Genomic DNA, 14,394 nt, shown 5'->3' on the forward strand with positions numbered 1-14,394 from the left:
TGGGTTCGCGGCATCCGCTTCTGTATGTCCGCGATATGCCGCGACATACCGCGGCGATCCGCACTCCCGATCGTCGGACCCGGGATTAGGCTCGTCGCATCAACCGCAGACGATGGAGTGATGCGCGATGAGTGATGCGACGAAGACGGTCGAAGACGCCCAGCTGCCACCGGTGGCGGTGGATCAGAGACCTCGGTGGACGCCGCTCAAGATCGTCCTGTGGGCGGCGATAGCCCTGCTGGGCGGCATCGCCTGGACGATGCTCGCAATCGTCCGGGGAGAGACGGTGAACGCGATCTGGTTCGTCTTCGCCGCTGTGTGCACGTACCTCGTCTTCTACCGCTTCTATTCGAAGTTCATCGAGCGGAACCTCGTGAAGCCGAACGATCGGCGAGCGACCCCTGCCGAGTACAAGGCCGACGGCAAGGACTACGTCGCCACCGACCGCCGGGTGCTGTTCGGCCATCACTTCGCCGCCATCGCCGGAGCCGGCCCCCTCGTAGGACCTGTGCTGGCCGCGCAGATGGGCTACCTGCCCGGCACCATCTGGATCATCGTGGGTGTCGTTCTGGCCGGTGCCGTGCAGGACTACCTCGTGATGTTCTTCTCGATGCGACGAGGCGGACGCTCGCTGGGGCAGATGGCGCGTGACGAGCTCGGCCGATTCGGCGGCACGGCGGCCATCATCGCGACGCTCCTCATCATGATCATCATCACGGCGATCCTCGCGCTCGTGGTCGTGAACGCCCTCGGCGAGAGCCCCTGGGGCGTCTTCTCCGTGGCGATGACCATCCCGATCGCTCTCTTCATGGGTGCGTACCTCCGGTGGATCCGCCCCGGCAAGATCACCGAGGTGTCGCTCATCGGATTCGTGCTGCTGATGGCCGCCATCATCGGCGGCGGCATGGTCGCGGAGACCGACTGGGGTCAGGCGATCTTCACCCTCGACCGCACGACGATCGCATGGGGGATCATCGTCTACGGCTTCATCGCCGCGGTGCTGCCGGTATGGATGCTGCTGGCTCCACGTGACTACCTCTCGACCTTCATGAAGATCGGTGTGATCGTCGCGCTCGCCGTCGCGATCCTGTTCGTGCGTCCTGAGATCACCGTTCCGGCGTTCAGCGAGTTCGCCGCAGGTGAGACCGGGCCCGTCTGGGCGGGAGCGCTGTTCCCGTTCCTCTTCGTCACGATCGCCTGTGGAGCGCTGAGCGGATTCCACGCACTCATCGCGTCGGGCACGACGCCGAAGATGATCGAGAAGGAGAAGCAGACCCGCTTCATCGGTTATGGCGGCATGCTCATGGAGTCTTTCGTGGCGATCATGGCTCTGGTCGCAGCCATCTCGATCGACCGCGGTCTGTACTTCGCGATGAACTCGTCTCCGGCGGCCACTCTCGGCACGGTGGAGGGTGCTGTGCAGTTCGTCAACAGCCTCGGCTTGACCGGGGTGAACCTCACGCCCGAGATGCTCACGAGCACGGCGGAGGCGGTGGGTGAGGAATCGATCGTCTCACGCGCGGGCGGCGCGCCGACACTCGCTCTCGGCCTCGCGAACATCATGCAGCAGTGGATCGGCGGCACCGGGATGATGGCGTTCTGGTACCACTTCGCCATCATGTTCGAGGCGCTGTTCATCCTGACGGCGGTGGATGCGGGCACTCGGGTCGCGCGCTTCATGCTGCAGGACTCTGTGGGCAACGTCATCCCTCGTTTCAAGGACACATCGTGGCGAGTGGGGGCGTGGATCTGCACCGCGGTGATGGTCGCAGGATGGGGCGCGGTGCTGATCATGGGGGTGACAGATCCCCTCGGAGGCATCAACACCCTGTTCCCGCTGTTCGGCATCGCGAACCAACTGCTCGCAGCGATCGCGCTCGCCGTGGTCCTTGTGATCGTGGCCCGCAGGCGCACCTTCAAGGTGCTGTGGGTCGTCGCACTGCCTCTGGCCTTCGTGACCGTCGTCACCGTCACAGCCTCGTTGCAGAAGATCTTCTCGACCGTGCCCCAGGTGGGGTACTTCGCGAATCACGTCGCGTTCCGCGACGCGCTCGCGGCGGGGGAGACCTCGTTCGGAACCGCCACGAGCGTCGCAGCCATGGAGGCGGTCGTGCGCAACACCATGATCCAGGGGGTGCTGTCGGTGACCTTCCTGGTGCTCTCGGTGATCGTCATCACCATCTCGCTCATCAAGGTGATCCGGGCCGTGCGCCCCGGCCCTGTCGTCGATCACGAGGATCCTGAGGTGCCGTCGCGCCGCTTCGCGCCGGCCGGTCTCATCGCGTCGTCGGAAGAGCGCGCCGTCGAGAAGCAATGGGCTGCTCTGCCTGCATCCGCTCAACCGACGAGAGGGCACTGATGACCGCGGTCGTCACGGATGCCGCTCGACGGGTCTGGCAAGCGGTCGCCTGGTATGTGAATGGGGTGACCGGGCAATCCCGGTATACGGCGTACGTCACCCATGAGCGCGAGCGGCATCCGGACCGCGAGCCCCTCACGGAGCGCGAGTTCTGGCGAGCGCACTACGCCCAGCAGGACGCCGATCCGGGGGCGCGCTGCTGCTGAGGGCCCGAAGACGACGGATGCCGCAGGGACCGAGTCCCTGCGGCATCCGTGTGTCAGTGCCTGACGATCAACCCGGGTGGGTCATCGACAGCAGGTCGAGCTTCTCGTCGAGCTGCGCGAGGGTCAGGTCGCCGCGCTCGACGTATCCGAGGTCGATGACCGCGTCGCGCACCGTGATGCCCTTCGCGACGGCGTGCTTGGCGATCTTCGCCGCAGCCTCGTATCCGATGAGCTTGTTCAGCGGGGTGACGATCGACGGGCTCATCCCGGCGAAGGCGGCAGCGCGCTCGAGATTGGCCTGCAGGCCATCGACGGTCTTGTCGGCGAGCACGCGTGAGGCGTTCGCGAGCAGGCGGATCGACTCGAGCAGTGCGGTGCCCATGACCGGGATGGCGACGTTGAGCTCGAACGAACCGGAGGCACCGGCCCAGGCGACGGTCGCGTCATTGCCGATCACGCGCGCGCAGACCATGAGCACGGCCTCGGGGACGACCGGGTTGACCTTGCCGGGCATGATCGAGGATCCGGGCTGGAGGTCGGGGATGTGCAGCTCGCCGAGACCCGTGTTCGGGCCGGAACCCATCCAGCGGAGGTCGTTGTTGATCTTGGTCAGCGAGACGGCGATGGTGCGCAGCGCACCGGATGCCTCGACGAGGCCGTCGCGGTTGGCCTGCGCCTCGAAGTGGTCCTTCGCCTCGGTGATCGGCAGTTCGGTCTCTGCCGCGAGCAGCGCGATGACCTTCTGCGGGAAGCCGAGCGGCGTGTTGATGCCCGTGCCGGTGGCCGTCCCACCGAGGGGGACCTCGGAGACGCGGGGGAGCGCCGACTGCACGCGCTCGATGCCGAGGCGGATCTGACGGGCGTAGCCGCCGAACTCCTGGCCGAGGGTGACCGGGGTCGCATCCATGAGGTGCGTGCGTCCGGACTTCACCGCGTCCTTCCACAGCGCAGCCTTCGCCTCGAGGGCGACGGCGAGGTGGTCGAGCGCCGGGATCAGGGTGTCGATCAGGGCCTGTGTGACGGCGATGTGCACGGAGGTCGGGAACACGTCGTTCGACGACTGCGAGGCGTTCACGTGATCGTTGGGGTGCACGTTCGCACCGAGGATGCGGGTGGCGAGGGTCGCGAGGACCTCGTTCATGTTCATGTTCGACGACGTGCCGGAGCCCGTCTGATACGTGTCGACCGGGAACTCCCCGTCGTGTGCGCCCGAGGCGACCTGATCGGCGGCCTGGGCGATCGCGTCGGCGATGGCGCCGTCGAGGGTTCCCAGCTCCTTGTTCGCGAGCGCAGCTGCCTTCTTGATGCGCGCGAGAGCGGCGATCTGCGTCGACTCGAGGCCCTTGCCCGAGATCGGGAAGTTCTCTACAGCGCGCTGCGTCTGAGCGCCGTAGAGCGCGTTCACGGGAACCCGCACCTCGCCCATGGTGTCGTGCTCGATGCGGTAGCCCTGCGAGTTCTCGCCGCTGAGCTGGTCGGTGTCGGTCATTCCGAACCCTCCTTGGTTGCGGGGCCGTGCCCCTCGGTGTCGATTCCGTCTGTGTCGATTCCGACCGTGATGATGGGCACCGCGGTGCCCTCGGCCAGACGGTAGTTGGCGCCGACGATGCCCAGGCGGCCTTCGGCGACCGCGTGGGAGATCACTTCGGACGACTGCAGCAGATCGCTGACGGTGTTGCGCAGGTGCTCCTGGCCGACGAGGTCGGCGTCGATCTCGTCGACGGTGGTTCCGCCGTTCTCGACGAGCACCTTGCGGGCGGCGGGGACGATCGGCGCGATGAGCTTCCAGATGTGCGGAGGCAGGGGAGCGGCGTCGATCGCGGTCCCGTCGATGGCAGCGCGCACGGCACCGCACGAGTCGTGCGCGAGGACGACGATCAGGGGCACGTTCAGCACGGCGACCGCATACTCGAGGCTGGCCACGATCGACTCGCCGATCACCTGACCGGCGTTGCGGACGACGAAGAGGTCACCGAGGCCGAGATCGAAGATGATCTCCGCGGCGAGGCGCGAGTCCGAGCATCCGAACAGCGTCGCGACCGGATGCTGCGCGGCCGCCAGGTGCTTCCGTCGCGCGACGTCCTGGTTCGGGTGCCGAGGGGCGTCATCGACGAATCGCTGGTTGCCTTCCTGCATCTGCTTCCAGGCGGCGGCGGGCGTGAGCGTATCTGTCATGAGGGCTACTCCGAGAGGTCGCGGATCTGCGGGACGAGGGATTCGGCGAGTTCAGCCGTGGAGTCGGCCGAACGCGAGCCGTAGAGCAGAAGGTAGTCGTCACCCGCCTGGGTGCCGATCGCGTAGGTGATGTTCTGCTTCGCACCGGCATCGCCCGGCTCGTAGACATCCCACTCGAGGCCGCCGATCGACGTCGTGTCCGTGGGCGCGATTCCGTTCAGGCGCTGCGGAGCCCACGATGAATCGGCGCCGAAGGCTTGCGCGAGCTTCACGAAGCCGCGCTCGTTCTCGGCAGCCGGGGCGAGCGTCACATCCCACACCGCGGTCGCGCCGCTCGTGAGGCCGGCCTCGTTCACGCGCCAGAAGTCGTCGAGATCGGGAACGATCACCGGGCTGTCGACGGTGGACTCCACGTCGGCGGCGATGCCGACCATGTCGATGGTGGTGCTCGTCGCTGGTTCGCCGCGGGGCACGGCGAACACGATCACCGCGACGATGGCCAGGGTGGCGATCAGCGCGGCGATCAGGCTGCGCACCGTCTGGCTCGAGCGATAGGCCTTGCTCGATGCGGCCTTGCGGGCCGCCGTCTCAGCGGGGGTCTCGGGGCGGCCGAGCTCCGCGACGATGGGTGCGGGCTTGTTCACGACTCGTCCTCGTCGGAGTCGTCGGCGGCGGCACGGGCCGCCTCGAGTCGACGCTTGGCGCCGAGCAGCCACTCCTCGCACCGCGCGGCGAGAGCCTCGCCGCGCTCCCAGAGGGCGAGCGACTGCTCGAGGGTCGGAGCGCCCTGTTCCAGCTCGGAGACGACCTTCACGAGCTCGTCGCGAGCGGCCTCGAACGACAGCGTGTCCACAGGGGTGTCGTTCAGCGCACTCACGCCTCCATCCTACGCGGTGCGCAGGGTGTGCTCATCCGGAGCGAGGCGCCGGTCCCTCCGCGATCTCACCTTCGGAACGCGCCGCGACCGACCCGCGGTCGACCGTGATCGTCAGGGCGCTGCCGGCCGGTGCATCCGCCGCATCGCGAAGGATCACGCCGCCCTCGAGGTGGGCGATCGCGTAGCCGCGAGCGAGCGTGGCGGCGGGGGAGAGGGCACGAAGTGACGCGCGCAGCTCGCTGGTCGCCCGCCCTGCCGCATCGTGCTGGCGCGTGATCGTGTCGCGGCCGCGCGACAGCAGCAACCACACCTCGTGCGAGCGCGAGTCGATGATGGGGTCGGGTGAGCGCAGCGCGGGGCGGGAGCGCAGCTGCTCGAGCTGGGCGATGTCGTGAGACAGCCTCTGCGTGAGGCGTGAGGTCGCGCGAGACCGCAATTGCGCGATCAGCGCGCGTTGCTCGCTGACATCGGGAACGACGCGCTTCGCCGCGTCGGTCGGAGTCGAGGCGCGGAGGTCTGCGACGTCGTCGAGGAGCGGGCGGTCGTTCTCGTGTCCGATCGCGCTCACGACAGGGGTGGATGCTGCGGCCACTGCGCGGACGAGTCGCTCGTCGCTGAATCCGAGGAGGGTCTGCGGGTCTCCGCCGCCGCGGGCGATGACGATCACATCGACATCGGGGTCGGCGTCGAGTCGGGCGAGGGCTGCAAGGGTGTCGGGCACGCACCGGTCGCCCTGGACGGCGGCGTACTCGGTGCGGAAGCGGACCTGCGGCCAGCGCAGCTCCGCGTTGCGGTGCACGTCCTTCTCGGCATCGGAGCGCTCGCCCGTGATCAGACCGATCACGTGCGGGAGGAACGGGAGGCGCTTCTTGCGGGAGGAGTCGAACAATCCCTCCTGGCGCAGCTGCAGTCGGAGCTTCTCGAGGCGCTCGAGCTGATCGCCGAGCCCGACGTGCTTCATCGCCGAGACGGTGAAGCTGAAGTCGCCGGCCTTGACGAAGTAGTCGGCTTTGACGGCTGCGACGACGTGGTCGCCCACGGCCAGATCGCCGGGGATGCGGGGGCGGACGCTCGACCACACCCGGATCGAGATCTGGGCGTCCGAGCGGGTGTCCTTCAATCGGGCGAAGATGTTGCCACCGCGGACGTTCCAGGAGGTGATCTCCCCCTCGACCCAGACGGTGTTCCACCGGGCGATGAAGTCTCGGATCGTGCCGTTCAGACGGGCGACGGAGGTCGGGGCATCCGCGGACGAATCGCGCGGAGCGACCGCATCGGCCGGGGGAGTCTCGCCCGGACGCGTCGAGGCTTCGAAGACCGTCATCCGCTCAGTGCACCTTCCCGCTCCTGCTCAGGTTCTCGGCGGTAGAATTCCAGTGTGACCTCGACTGCCGTTCATCTGCCTCTGCCGCGCATCCCACGAGTACGTGGGGCGGCCGGGCGGCTTCAGGATAACCCGGTGGCGGGGAACAAGCGCGTTCTGCTCGCCGCTCCGCGCGGATATTGCGCCGGCGTCGATCGCGCGGTCGTCGCGGTCGAGAAGGCGCTCGAGCGCTACGGCGCACCCGTCTACGTGCGCAAGCAGATCGTGCACAACATCCACGTGGTGTCCGAACTCGAAGAGAAGGGCGCGGTCTTCGTCGAGGAGGTCGACGAGGTGCCTGAGGGTGCTCACGTCGTCTTCAGCGCACACGGAGTCTCGCCCGCTGTCGTGGAGGCTGCCTCCGATCGCGGCCTGCACGCGATCGATGCGACCTGCCCGCTCGTCACCAAGGTCCACCGCGAGGCCGTCCGCTTCGCTCGGGACGACTTCGAGATCCTGCTGATCGGCCACGAGGGGCACGAAGAGGTCGAGGGCACCGCCGGTGAGGCGCCCGATCACGTGACCATCGTCAACTCTCCCGCTGAGGCCGACACCGTGCAGGTGAAGGACCCGTCGAAGGTCGTCTGGCTCTCGCAGACCACTCTCTCGGTCGACGAGACCATGGAGACGGTCAACCGCCTGCGGACGCGCTTCCCGGAGATGCACAATCCTCCGTCCGACGACATCTGCTACGCGACTCAGAACCGTCAGGTGGCGATCAAGAAGGTCGCGGCGAACGCCGATCTCGTGATCGTCGTGGGCTCGTCGAACTCCTCGAACTCCGTGCGCCTGGTTGAGGTCGCCCTGGAGTACGGCGCGAAGGCCGCCTACCGCGTGGACTACGCCGAAGAGGTCAAGCAGGAGTGGCTCGACGGCGTCGCCACCGTAGGCGTCACCAGCGGAGCGTCCGTTCCGGAGGTGCTCGTGCGGGAGGTGCTCGAGGCCCTCGACGGTGCGGGCTACCGCGACGTCGAAGAGGTCAAGACGGCAGAGGAGGACCTCATGTTCTCGCTGCCGAAGGAGCTCCGACACGATGCCTCGGGCCAGCGCGATGGTCGTGCGCTGGGGGGCCGCGCCTCCGGCGGAAACGCCTGACGATGCCGACCGCGGAGGTCGCGCCGACGCTCATCGGATCGGTTCAGCGGGCTCTGCGGCTGGTCGATATCGTGGCGAACTCGGCCCGCCCCGTGCCCGTCAAGGGGCTCGCAGCGCTCACGGGTCTCACACTCGGCACCACCTACAACCTCGTTCGCACGCTGATCCACGAGGGATACCTTGCCAACGAGCCGGACGGTCTCGTTCTGGGAGCCAGCTTCCCGGTTTTCCGGGCGGCTCCGGATGCCGGCGGAGTGCTCCTCGCGCGTGTGCGATCCGCGCTGCGCGAGGTCACGGAAGCAGTGGGAGAGACGGCGTATCTGTCTCGGTACCTCGATGGCGAGATGCACGTCGTCGACATCGTCGATGCGGCACGGACTCCGCGGATCGACCTGACGGTGGCACTCGAATCGAGTGCGCACGCGACGGCGCTCGGCAAGCAGATCCTCACCGATCTCACCTGTGGCGAGCGTCTCGACTATCTGTCACGCCATCGCCTGGAGGAGCTCACGCCGCGCACCATCAGCGACCGAGGCGCACTGCTGGCGGAGCTGGAGAGGTCTCGGGGCTTCGCCCTCGACCGTGAGGAGTACGCGATCGGCAACATGTGTGTGGCCGTTCCCGTGATCGCTCCGAACTTCGTGGCGTCGTTGGCGATCTCCCTCCCCTCCGACCGTGCACACGTCGACCGGGCTCTCGTCTCGAAGCTCGAGCAGAGCGCGTCGCGGTTGTCGCTGCAGCTGGGCGCGGATGTGCTGACGGATGGCGAGGCGGGTCTCCGAACGGCGCTGTGACGACGGCGCCCGATTGGTTCACTATCTGAAGAAATGCCACTAGCGAGTCGGCACGCGCTTTCCTAACATGTGAGTTGTAGTCGCATGTGCAAACGGCACTACAGGTGGTGGAACGTCCCCAGCGTTCCTCGACCCACTTGGATGACGAGCGTCCCCAGCGTTCCGAATCCGCGGCCCCGAGGAGTCCCCATTTCTCCGGGGCCGCCATCATGTTCGGGCGGCTCAGTCTGAGAGCCGCGCAGAGACGGTGCGGATAGCATGGCGGCATGACCGACCAGCGGCCTCAGTACGGCGAAATCGCGACCCTCGAAGAGCAGCGCAAGGCAGCAGGCCTGCCGCCGCTCGACGAGACGCCGCCCCCAGCCGCCGCAGCGCCGGTCCGCGAGGCCGCGCCCTCGGGTGCACCGGCTCCTGTCCGGCCGCGTCCGGTCGACAGGTTCGTCACGATCGCGTTGCTCGCCTACGGACTCGTCAACGTCGTGGTGACCGGGATGTCGTACCTCGACTTCCCCACCGCGATGAACCGGATGATGAGCGTTCTCGGGGTCGATGGCGAGTTCACGAACTTCGCTCAGGGCAAGGTCTGGGGAACGGTCGCCGCGATCGTGCTCGCCGCAGGGTGGTCGATCACCGCGTACTTCTCGATCCGTCGGCTCCGCAGCGGCAAGGCATCGTGGTGGGTACCGCTCGCAGGAGCCGCTGTGACGCTTCTTGCGGCGTCGATCTGCGCCGCCATCCCGCTGATGAACGACCCGGCTTTCATCGATTTCGTCGCCAAGACCGCCGGCCAGTAAGCGGCCGAGACGCACAGATGCCCCCGACCTCAGCGGTCGGGGGCATCTCTCGGTCAGGGCTGAGTCAGCTCTTCGACTGTCCGTACGAGCCGAGCTGACGCGTCGACTCGACGACGCGGGCGGCCATCGCCGTCTCCGCGATCTTGCCCCAGGCGCGCGGGTCGTACTGCTTCTTGTTGCCGACCTCGCCGTCGACCTTGAGGACGCCGTCGTAGTTCTTGAACATGTAGTCGGCGATCGCACGGGTGTATGCGTACTGCGTGTCGGTGTCGATGTTCATCTTGATGACGCCGTTGGCGACCGCGAGGGCGATCTCTTCGTCGGTCGAGCCGGAGCCGCCGTGGAAGACGAGGTCGAGCGGCTTCGCGCCCGTGTTGTACTTCGCGGCGACCTGCTGCTGGATCTCGCCGAGGAGCTCCGGGCGCAGCTTGACGCCACCGGGCTTGTAGACACCGTGCACGTTGCCGAACGTGAGCGCGGCGATGTAGCGACCCTGCTCGCCGAGGCCGAGCGCCTGGACGGCCTGGTCGACGTCAGCGAACGTCGTGTAGAGGGCATCGTTGGATCCCTCGTGCGCGACGCCGTCCTCTTCGCCGCCGACGACGCCGATCTCGACCTCGAGAATGGCGTTGATGTTCTTCATGCGGGGGAGGAGATCCTGAGCGATCTCGATGTTCTCTGCGAGCGGCACGGCCGAGCCGTCCCACATGTGCGACTGGAAGATCGGGTTGCGTCCGGCCTTGACCTCTTCTTCAGAGGCCGCGATCAGCGGCTCGACGAAGCCGCCGAGGGCGTCCTTCGGGCAGTGGTCGGTGTGCAGCGCGACGGTGATCGGGTAGTTCTTGGCGACCTCGGTCGCGAAGCGTGCGAAGGCGAGTGCGCCGGTCGCGCGTGCCTTGACGGTGTGGCCGGCGAAGTAGTCCGCGCCACCGGTGGTGACCTGGATGATTCCGTCGGAACCTGCCTCGGTCAGGCCCTGGAGGACCGAGTTGATCGTCTGCGAGCTCGAGACGTTGAATGCGGGGTACGCGAAGCCGCCGGCCTTCGCGCGGTCGAGCATTTCGGCGTACTGATCCGGGGTGGCGACGGGCATGAGAACTCCTGCGATTTTGGGAAGCCGGGACAGCAGTCACTCTATCGGGGCTGGCTCTCGGTTTCCGGCGGGGAGGCGCGGTGAGCATCCCGCTCCTGCGCTCACGTTAAGAATCGCATTTCCTTCGGCCTCTGCTGCACGAAAACACTCCGATTGACAGCGTCTCGATGGCTAGGCTGACCGCATGGTTAGTCTTACAGCGGATCTCAGCCCCCTTCGTCCCGATCGAAACCTCGCGATGGAGCTGGTGCGGGCCACTGAGGCAGCCGCGATCCGCGCCGTGCCGTTCATCGGTCGGGGTGCGAAGGAAGCGGCAGACGGCGCTGCGGTCGATGCGATGCGCGCGTTCCTCGGCACCGTCGCGTTCCAGGGACGTGTCGTGATCGGTGAAGGCGAGAAGGACAACGCGCCGATGCTGTTCAACGGTGAAGAGGTAGGCACCGGCACCGGGCCGCAGTGCGACATCGCCGTGGACCCCATCGACGGCACCTCGCTCACCGCGGCGGGCCGCCAGAACGCTCTCTCCGTGATCGCCGTCTCCGACCGCGGGTCGATGCTCGACGCCTCCAGCGTGTTCTACATGGACAAGCTCGTGACCGGACCCGCGGGCGTCGGAGTGGTCGACATCCGCCTTCCGATCGGTGAGAACATCCGCAAGCTCGCCGGTGCACTCGGCAAGCCCGTCGACGAGATCGTCGTCTCGGTGCTCAATCGGCCTCGTCACGAGAAGCTGATCCAGGAGATCCGGGATGCCGGAGCGGGAACGCGTCTGATGAGCGACGGCGACGTCGCCGGCGGCATCAACGCCGCGCGTCACGCCGCACGCACCGACATGTGCGTCGGCGTCGGAGGCAGCCCGGAGGGCATCGTCACGGCCTGTGCCATCAAGGCGCTCGGCGGTCACATTCAGGGGCGCCTCTGGCCGCGCGACGACGACGAGCGTCAGCGCGGTATCGACGCGGGGCTCGACATGGACAAGGTCTACGAGGCCGACGATCTGGTGCGAGGCGACAACACGATCTTCGTCGCGACCGGTGTCACGGACGGGCAGCTCGTCGCCGGCGTGCGTCGTGAGGGCGGCTACATCTATACCGAGAGCGTCGTGCTGCGTGGTGCCTCGGGAACACTGCGCAGGATCGCCTCGGAGCACCTGGTCTCGAAGTGGCTCTGACGCCGGTCGGGTGAGCGGCTGCGGGCCATCGTTACCGACCCGGTACCGCTCTGCGGAGCGCTGGGCCGGGCATTCGCGCGTCGCCGTGTCACAATTGTCACTGGATTTGTCGCCGTCGACGGAGCCGCCAGGCACCGCAGGCACAGGAGGGCAGACCGATGACAACGCAGCACACGAGTGGCTCCAAAGCCGCGCCGACCAAGATCGTCACGACGAGCACGGGCCGCATCATGCGTGTCAAGGTCGACGAGGCGGGTATGCCGATCGCATCCGGAGCGCCGGCTGTGCCGGTGGCGAAGGCGCCTGCTGTCGCGGACCCGGCTCGCCGCGCAGACGTGCTCTTCCGCAAGCGCCGCGACGAAGGGCACGAACTCAGCTCCTGGTGGATGATCGGCGCTTTCGTCGTGACGAGCGGCCTGGTCATCCTGCTGCTCAGCGGCGTGCCCGGTATCGCCTGAGCTCAGCCTCTCAGCCTCTCGGTTCCATTCGATGCGGAGTTCGTAGGGTCCGCTGCGTCGTGACCGGTGAGGCGTGACCGGATCTCGCCGACGTCTGCCAGAAGCCCTGAGTCCTGCTGTTCGGCATTCTCGACGAGCTCCGTCTTTTCGACGAGCTCCTCGGCCGTGAACCTGCGCGCCTGAGCTGTGATCGTCGGGGGAGCGGAGTCGAGCGTCGTCGCGCTGATGCCGGGGAACTGCCGCGCCGTCACGAGCACTCTGCTCTCGAGCGATCCTGCGAAGCGGTTGTAGCTGTCGACGGTGCGTTCGAGCGCTCGACGGAGGTCATCGGCGTGGCCGGCGAGCACGCCCAGTCGGTCGTACAGCTGGGTGCCGAGGTTCAGAAGCGCCCGCGCCTCGGTGGAGACCTCTTGCTGCGTCCACGTGTAGGCGACGGTCTTCAGCACTGCCCACAGGTTCACGGGAGACGCGAGGGCGACCCGCTTGCTGAAGGCGTAATCGAGCAGGGTCGGATCCTCGTCGATGGCCGCGGCGAGCAGCGACTCGCTCGGCAGGAAGCAGATGACGAACTCGGGGCTCGCGTCGAGCCCCGACCAGTACGCCTTCTTGGCGAGCGCATCGATATGGGCACGCACCGCCTTGACGTGCTTCTGCATGTACAGCCGGCGCTGCGCTTCATGGGCGTCACCGATCGGCAGCGCGGAGGCCTCGAGATAGGCGTCCAGCGGGACCTTCGCGTCGACCGCGATCGACGTGCCGCCCGCCAGCCGGATAACCATGTCGGGACGGCCCTGGCCGCGGTCGGAGGAGATGGTCGACTGGAGATCGAAATCGACGTGCCTGGTCAGTCCCGCGGCCTCGACCACGCGGCGAAGCTGAGTCTCGCCCCACACGCCGCGCGTGGCGGTCGACTTGAGCGCGCCGGCGAGGGATTCCGTCGTCGCCCGCAGCGCTTCATCCGACTCCTGTGCGCGCCTCAGCTGCTCGGCGAGCGACCCGAACTGCGCATGGCGCTCCTGCTCGATCGCCGACACCTTCTGCTGCATCTGCTGCAGGCTCTCGCGCACCGGCGCGAGAGCCGTGAGCACGGCGTTCTGCTGCTGCACCCGCTGGGCCTCGGCACGCTGCTCTATTCGGGCGTGCTCCACGGCATCCCGATACAGGTCGTACTGCCGATCGCGGTCGTCCCTCGCGGCGGCCAACTCGGCCTGCGCTCGGGCGAGATCGGCAGCGCCACGCGAGGCACGGAGGAACCATCCCACCGCAGCACCGGCCACCAGGGCGACCAGCAGCAGAACCATCGTCAGAGCATCCATGGCTCCATGATGCGCTCGGCCTCGGACATTCGTCCGTTGCGACTCAGGCGACAGCGCGCTCCGGGGCGGCGATGACAGGTTCGGTCACACGCAGCCGTAGCGCTGCGGCCAGGGCGAACACGTCCGGGGCGTCGTGTCGTCGCGCGGCATCCATGATGATGTGGGCGCAGGCGAGGGCGTCTGCGAGCGCATCGTGGTGAGCGAAACCCGTGAAGCCCGCGGCCTCTGCGGCCTTCGGGAGACGGTAGGACTCGAGCTCGTAGGTCTTGCGCGCAACCTGCAGGCTGCACAGCGAGCGGTACGGCGGGCAGTCTCCGCCGGTGACCTCCGAAGCCCGGCGCAGGACGTTCAGGTCGAAACCCGCGTTGTGGGCGACCAGCACGTCGGCGCCGGCGAAGGCGCACAGACGATCGAACTGGTCTGCCCAGGCGGCGGCCGTGACGACATCCTGCGCGCGGATGCCGTGGATCTTGGTGTTCCACTCCTGGAACTCGTCGTGGCCGACGGGCGGACGGATCAGCCACCCTGCCGTGGCGACGACCTGGCCGTCGCGCACACGCACGAGCCCGACGGAGCACGCGGAGGCAGGGCTGGAGTTCGCGGTTTCGAAGTCGATCGCGGTGAAGTCCAGTGGCACGGTTCCACTCTCTCCCGGTGTCGATGACGCCCGAGGAGGACTCGCCGTAGGCTGGC

At 67.5% G+C, this 14,394-nt stretch carries 15 protein-coding genes; 7 read left to right on the forward strand and 8 right to left on the reverse strand.

Features of this window, described 5'->3' with window-relative positions; translation table 11 throughout:
• Positions 1 to 127 precede the first annotated feature (127 nt).
• Positions 128 to 2,359, forward strand: a complete 2,232-nt coding sequence (locus tag MRBLWH13_RS03360) for a carbon starvation CstA family protein (protein WP_341956899.1) — start codon at positions 128 to 130, stop codon at positions 2,357 to 2,359.
• Entirely contained in the window at positions 2,359 to 2,565 is a 207-nt protein-coding gene (locus MRBLWH13_RS03365) for a YbdD/YjiX family protein (protein WP_341956900.1), read from the forward strand. Before MRBLWH13_RS03360 ends, MRBLWH13_RS03365 begins: the two co-directional genes overlap by 1 nt.
• A gap of 67 nt (positions 2,566 to 2,632) precedes the next feature.
• Here MRBLWH13_RS03365 and MRBLWH13_RS03370 read toward each other — a convergent pair whose 3' ends face one another.
• From MRBLWH13_RS03370 to xseA, 5 genes are read right to left on the reverse strand one after another with little or no spacing between them, the layout of a single operon-like run.
• On the reverse strand, positions 2,633 to 4,054 hold the full coding sequence (locus tag MRBLWH13_RS03370; RefSeq protein WP_341956901.1) for a class II fumarate hydratase: 1,422 nt from the start codon (positions 4,052 to 4,054) through the stop codon (positions 2,633 to 2,635).
• On the reverse strand, positions 4,051 to 4,740 hold the full coding sequence (locus MRBLWH13_RS03375) for a carbonic anhydrase (protein ID WP_341956902.1): 690 nt from the start codon (positions 4,738 to 4,740) through the stop codon (positions 4,051 to 4,053). Before MRBLWH13_RS03375 ends, MRBLWH13_RS03370 begins: the two co-directional genes overlap by 4 nt.
• 5 nt (positions 4,741 to 4,745) lie before the next feature.
• Positions 4,746 to 5,384 (reverse strand): DUF4245 family protein, encoded by a 639-nt coding sequence (locus MRBLWH13_RS03380; RefSeq protein WP_341956903.1) that lies wholly within the window; start codon positions 5,382 to 5,384, stop codon positions 4,746 to 4,748.
• A complete protein-coding gene (locus MRBLWH13_RS03385) occupies positions 5,381 to 5,617 on the reverse strand; it encodes an exodeoxyribonuclease VII small subunit (protein ID WP_341956904.1) in 237 nt (78 codons plus the stop codon). Before MRBLWH13_RS03385 ends, MRBLWH13_RS03380 begins: the two co-directional genes overlap by 4 nt.
• 31 nt (positions 5,618 to 5,648) lie before the next feature.
• On the reverse strand, positions 5,649 to 6,941 hold the full coding sequence (gene xseA / locus MRBLWH13_RS03390) for an exodeoxyribonuclease VII large subunit (protein ID WP_341956905.1): 1,293 nt from the start codon (positions 6,939 to 6,941) through the stop codon (positions 5,649 to 5,651).
• Positions 6,942 to 7,031: 90 nt separating this feature from the next.
• On the opposite strand from xseA, the gene MRBLWH13_RS03395 reads away from it, so the two are divergent.
• From MRBLWH13_RS03395 to MRBLWH13_RS03405, 3 genes are all read left to right on the forward strand, one after another.
• On the forward strand, positions 7,032 to 8,075 hold the full coding sequence (locus MRBLWH13_RS03395; RefSeq protein WP_341958389.1) for a 4-hydroxy-3-methylbut-2-enyl diphosphate reductase: 1,044 nt from the start codon (positions 7,032 to 7,034) through the stop codon (positions 8,073 to 8,075).
• 2 nt (positions 8,076 to 8,077) lie between these two features.
• Positions 8,078 to 8,869, forward strand: coding sequence for an IclR family transcriptional regulator (locus tag MRBLWH13_RS03400; protein ID WP_341956906.1), 792 nt, complete (start codon positions 8,078 to 8,080; stop codon positions 8,867 to 8,869).
• Between the two features lie 266 nt (positions 8,870 to 9,135).
• Positions 9,136 to 9,663 carry a DUF6264 family protein gene (locus MRBLWH13_RS03405; RefSeq protein WP_341956908.1) on the forward strand — a complete coding sequence of 176 codons (528 nt, stop codon included), beginning with the start codon at positions 9,136 to 9,138 and terminating at the stop codon, positions 9,661 to 9,663.
• 64 nt (positions 9,664 to 9,727) lie between these two features.
• Here MRBLWH13_RS03405 and fbaA read toward each other — a convergent pair whose 3' ends face one another.
• Positions 9,728 to 10,756 (reverse strand): class II fructose-bisphosphate aldolase, encoded by a 1,029-nt coding sequence (fbaA, locus tag MRBLWH13_RS03410; RefSeq protein WP_056508705.1) that lies wholly within the window; start codon positions 10,754 to 10,756, stop codon positions 9,728 to 9,730.
• A 184-nt stretch (positions 10,757 to 10,940) separates the two neighbouring features.
• Between fbaA and glpX the strand changes: the two genes are divergently transcribed.
• Positions 10,941 to 11,927 carry a class II fructose-bisphosphatase gene (gene glpX, locus MRBLWH13_RS03415; RefSeq protein ID WP_056308721.1) on the forward strand — a complete coding sequence of 329 codons (987 nt, stop codon included), beginning with the start codon at positions 10,941 to 10,943 and terminating at the stop codon, positions 11,925 to 11,927.
• A gap of 158 nt (positions 11,928 to 12,085) precedes the next feature.
• Positions 12,086 to 12,385, forward strand: a complete 300-nt coding sequence (locus MRBLWH13_RS03420; protein ID WP_341956909.1) for a hypothetical protein — start codon at positions 12,086 to 12,088, stop codon at positions 12,383 to 12,385.
• Positions 12,386 to 12,387: 2 nt separating this feature from the next.
• On the opposite strand, the gene MRBLWH13_RS03425 is transcribed toward MRBLWH13_RS03420, so the two are convergent.
• Positions 12,388 to 13,701: a DNA recombination protein RmuC gene (locus tag MRBLWH13_RS03425; protein WP_341956910.1), complete on the reverse strand. Its 1,314-nt coding sequence runs from the start codon at positions 13,699 to 13,701 to the stop codon at positions 12,388 to 12,390.
• A gap of 43 nt (positions 13,702 to 13,744) precedes the next feature.
• Positions 13,745 to 14,338, reverse strand: a complete 594-nt coding sequence (locus tag MRBLWH13_RS03430) for an exonuclease domain-containing protein (protein ID WP_341956911.1) — start codon at positions 14,336 to 14,338, stop codon at positions 13,745 to 13,747.
• Positions 14,339 to 14,394 lie beyond the last annotated feature (56 nt).

It is taken from the genome of Microbacterium sp. LWH13-1.2 (assembly GCF_038397735.1).
Taxonomy (GTDB): domain Bacteria; phylum Actinomycetota; class Actinomycetes; order Actinomycetales; family Microbacteriaceae; genus Microbacterium.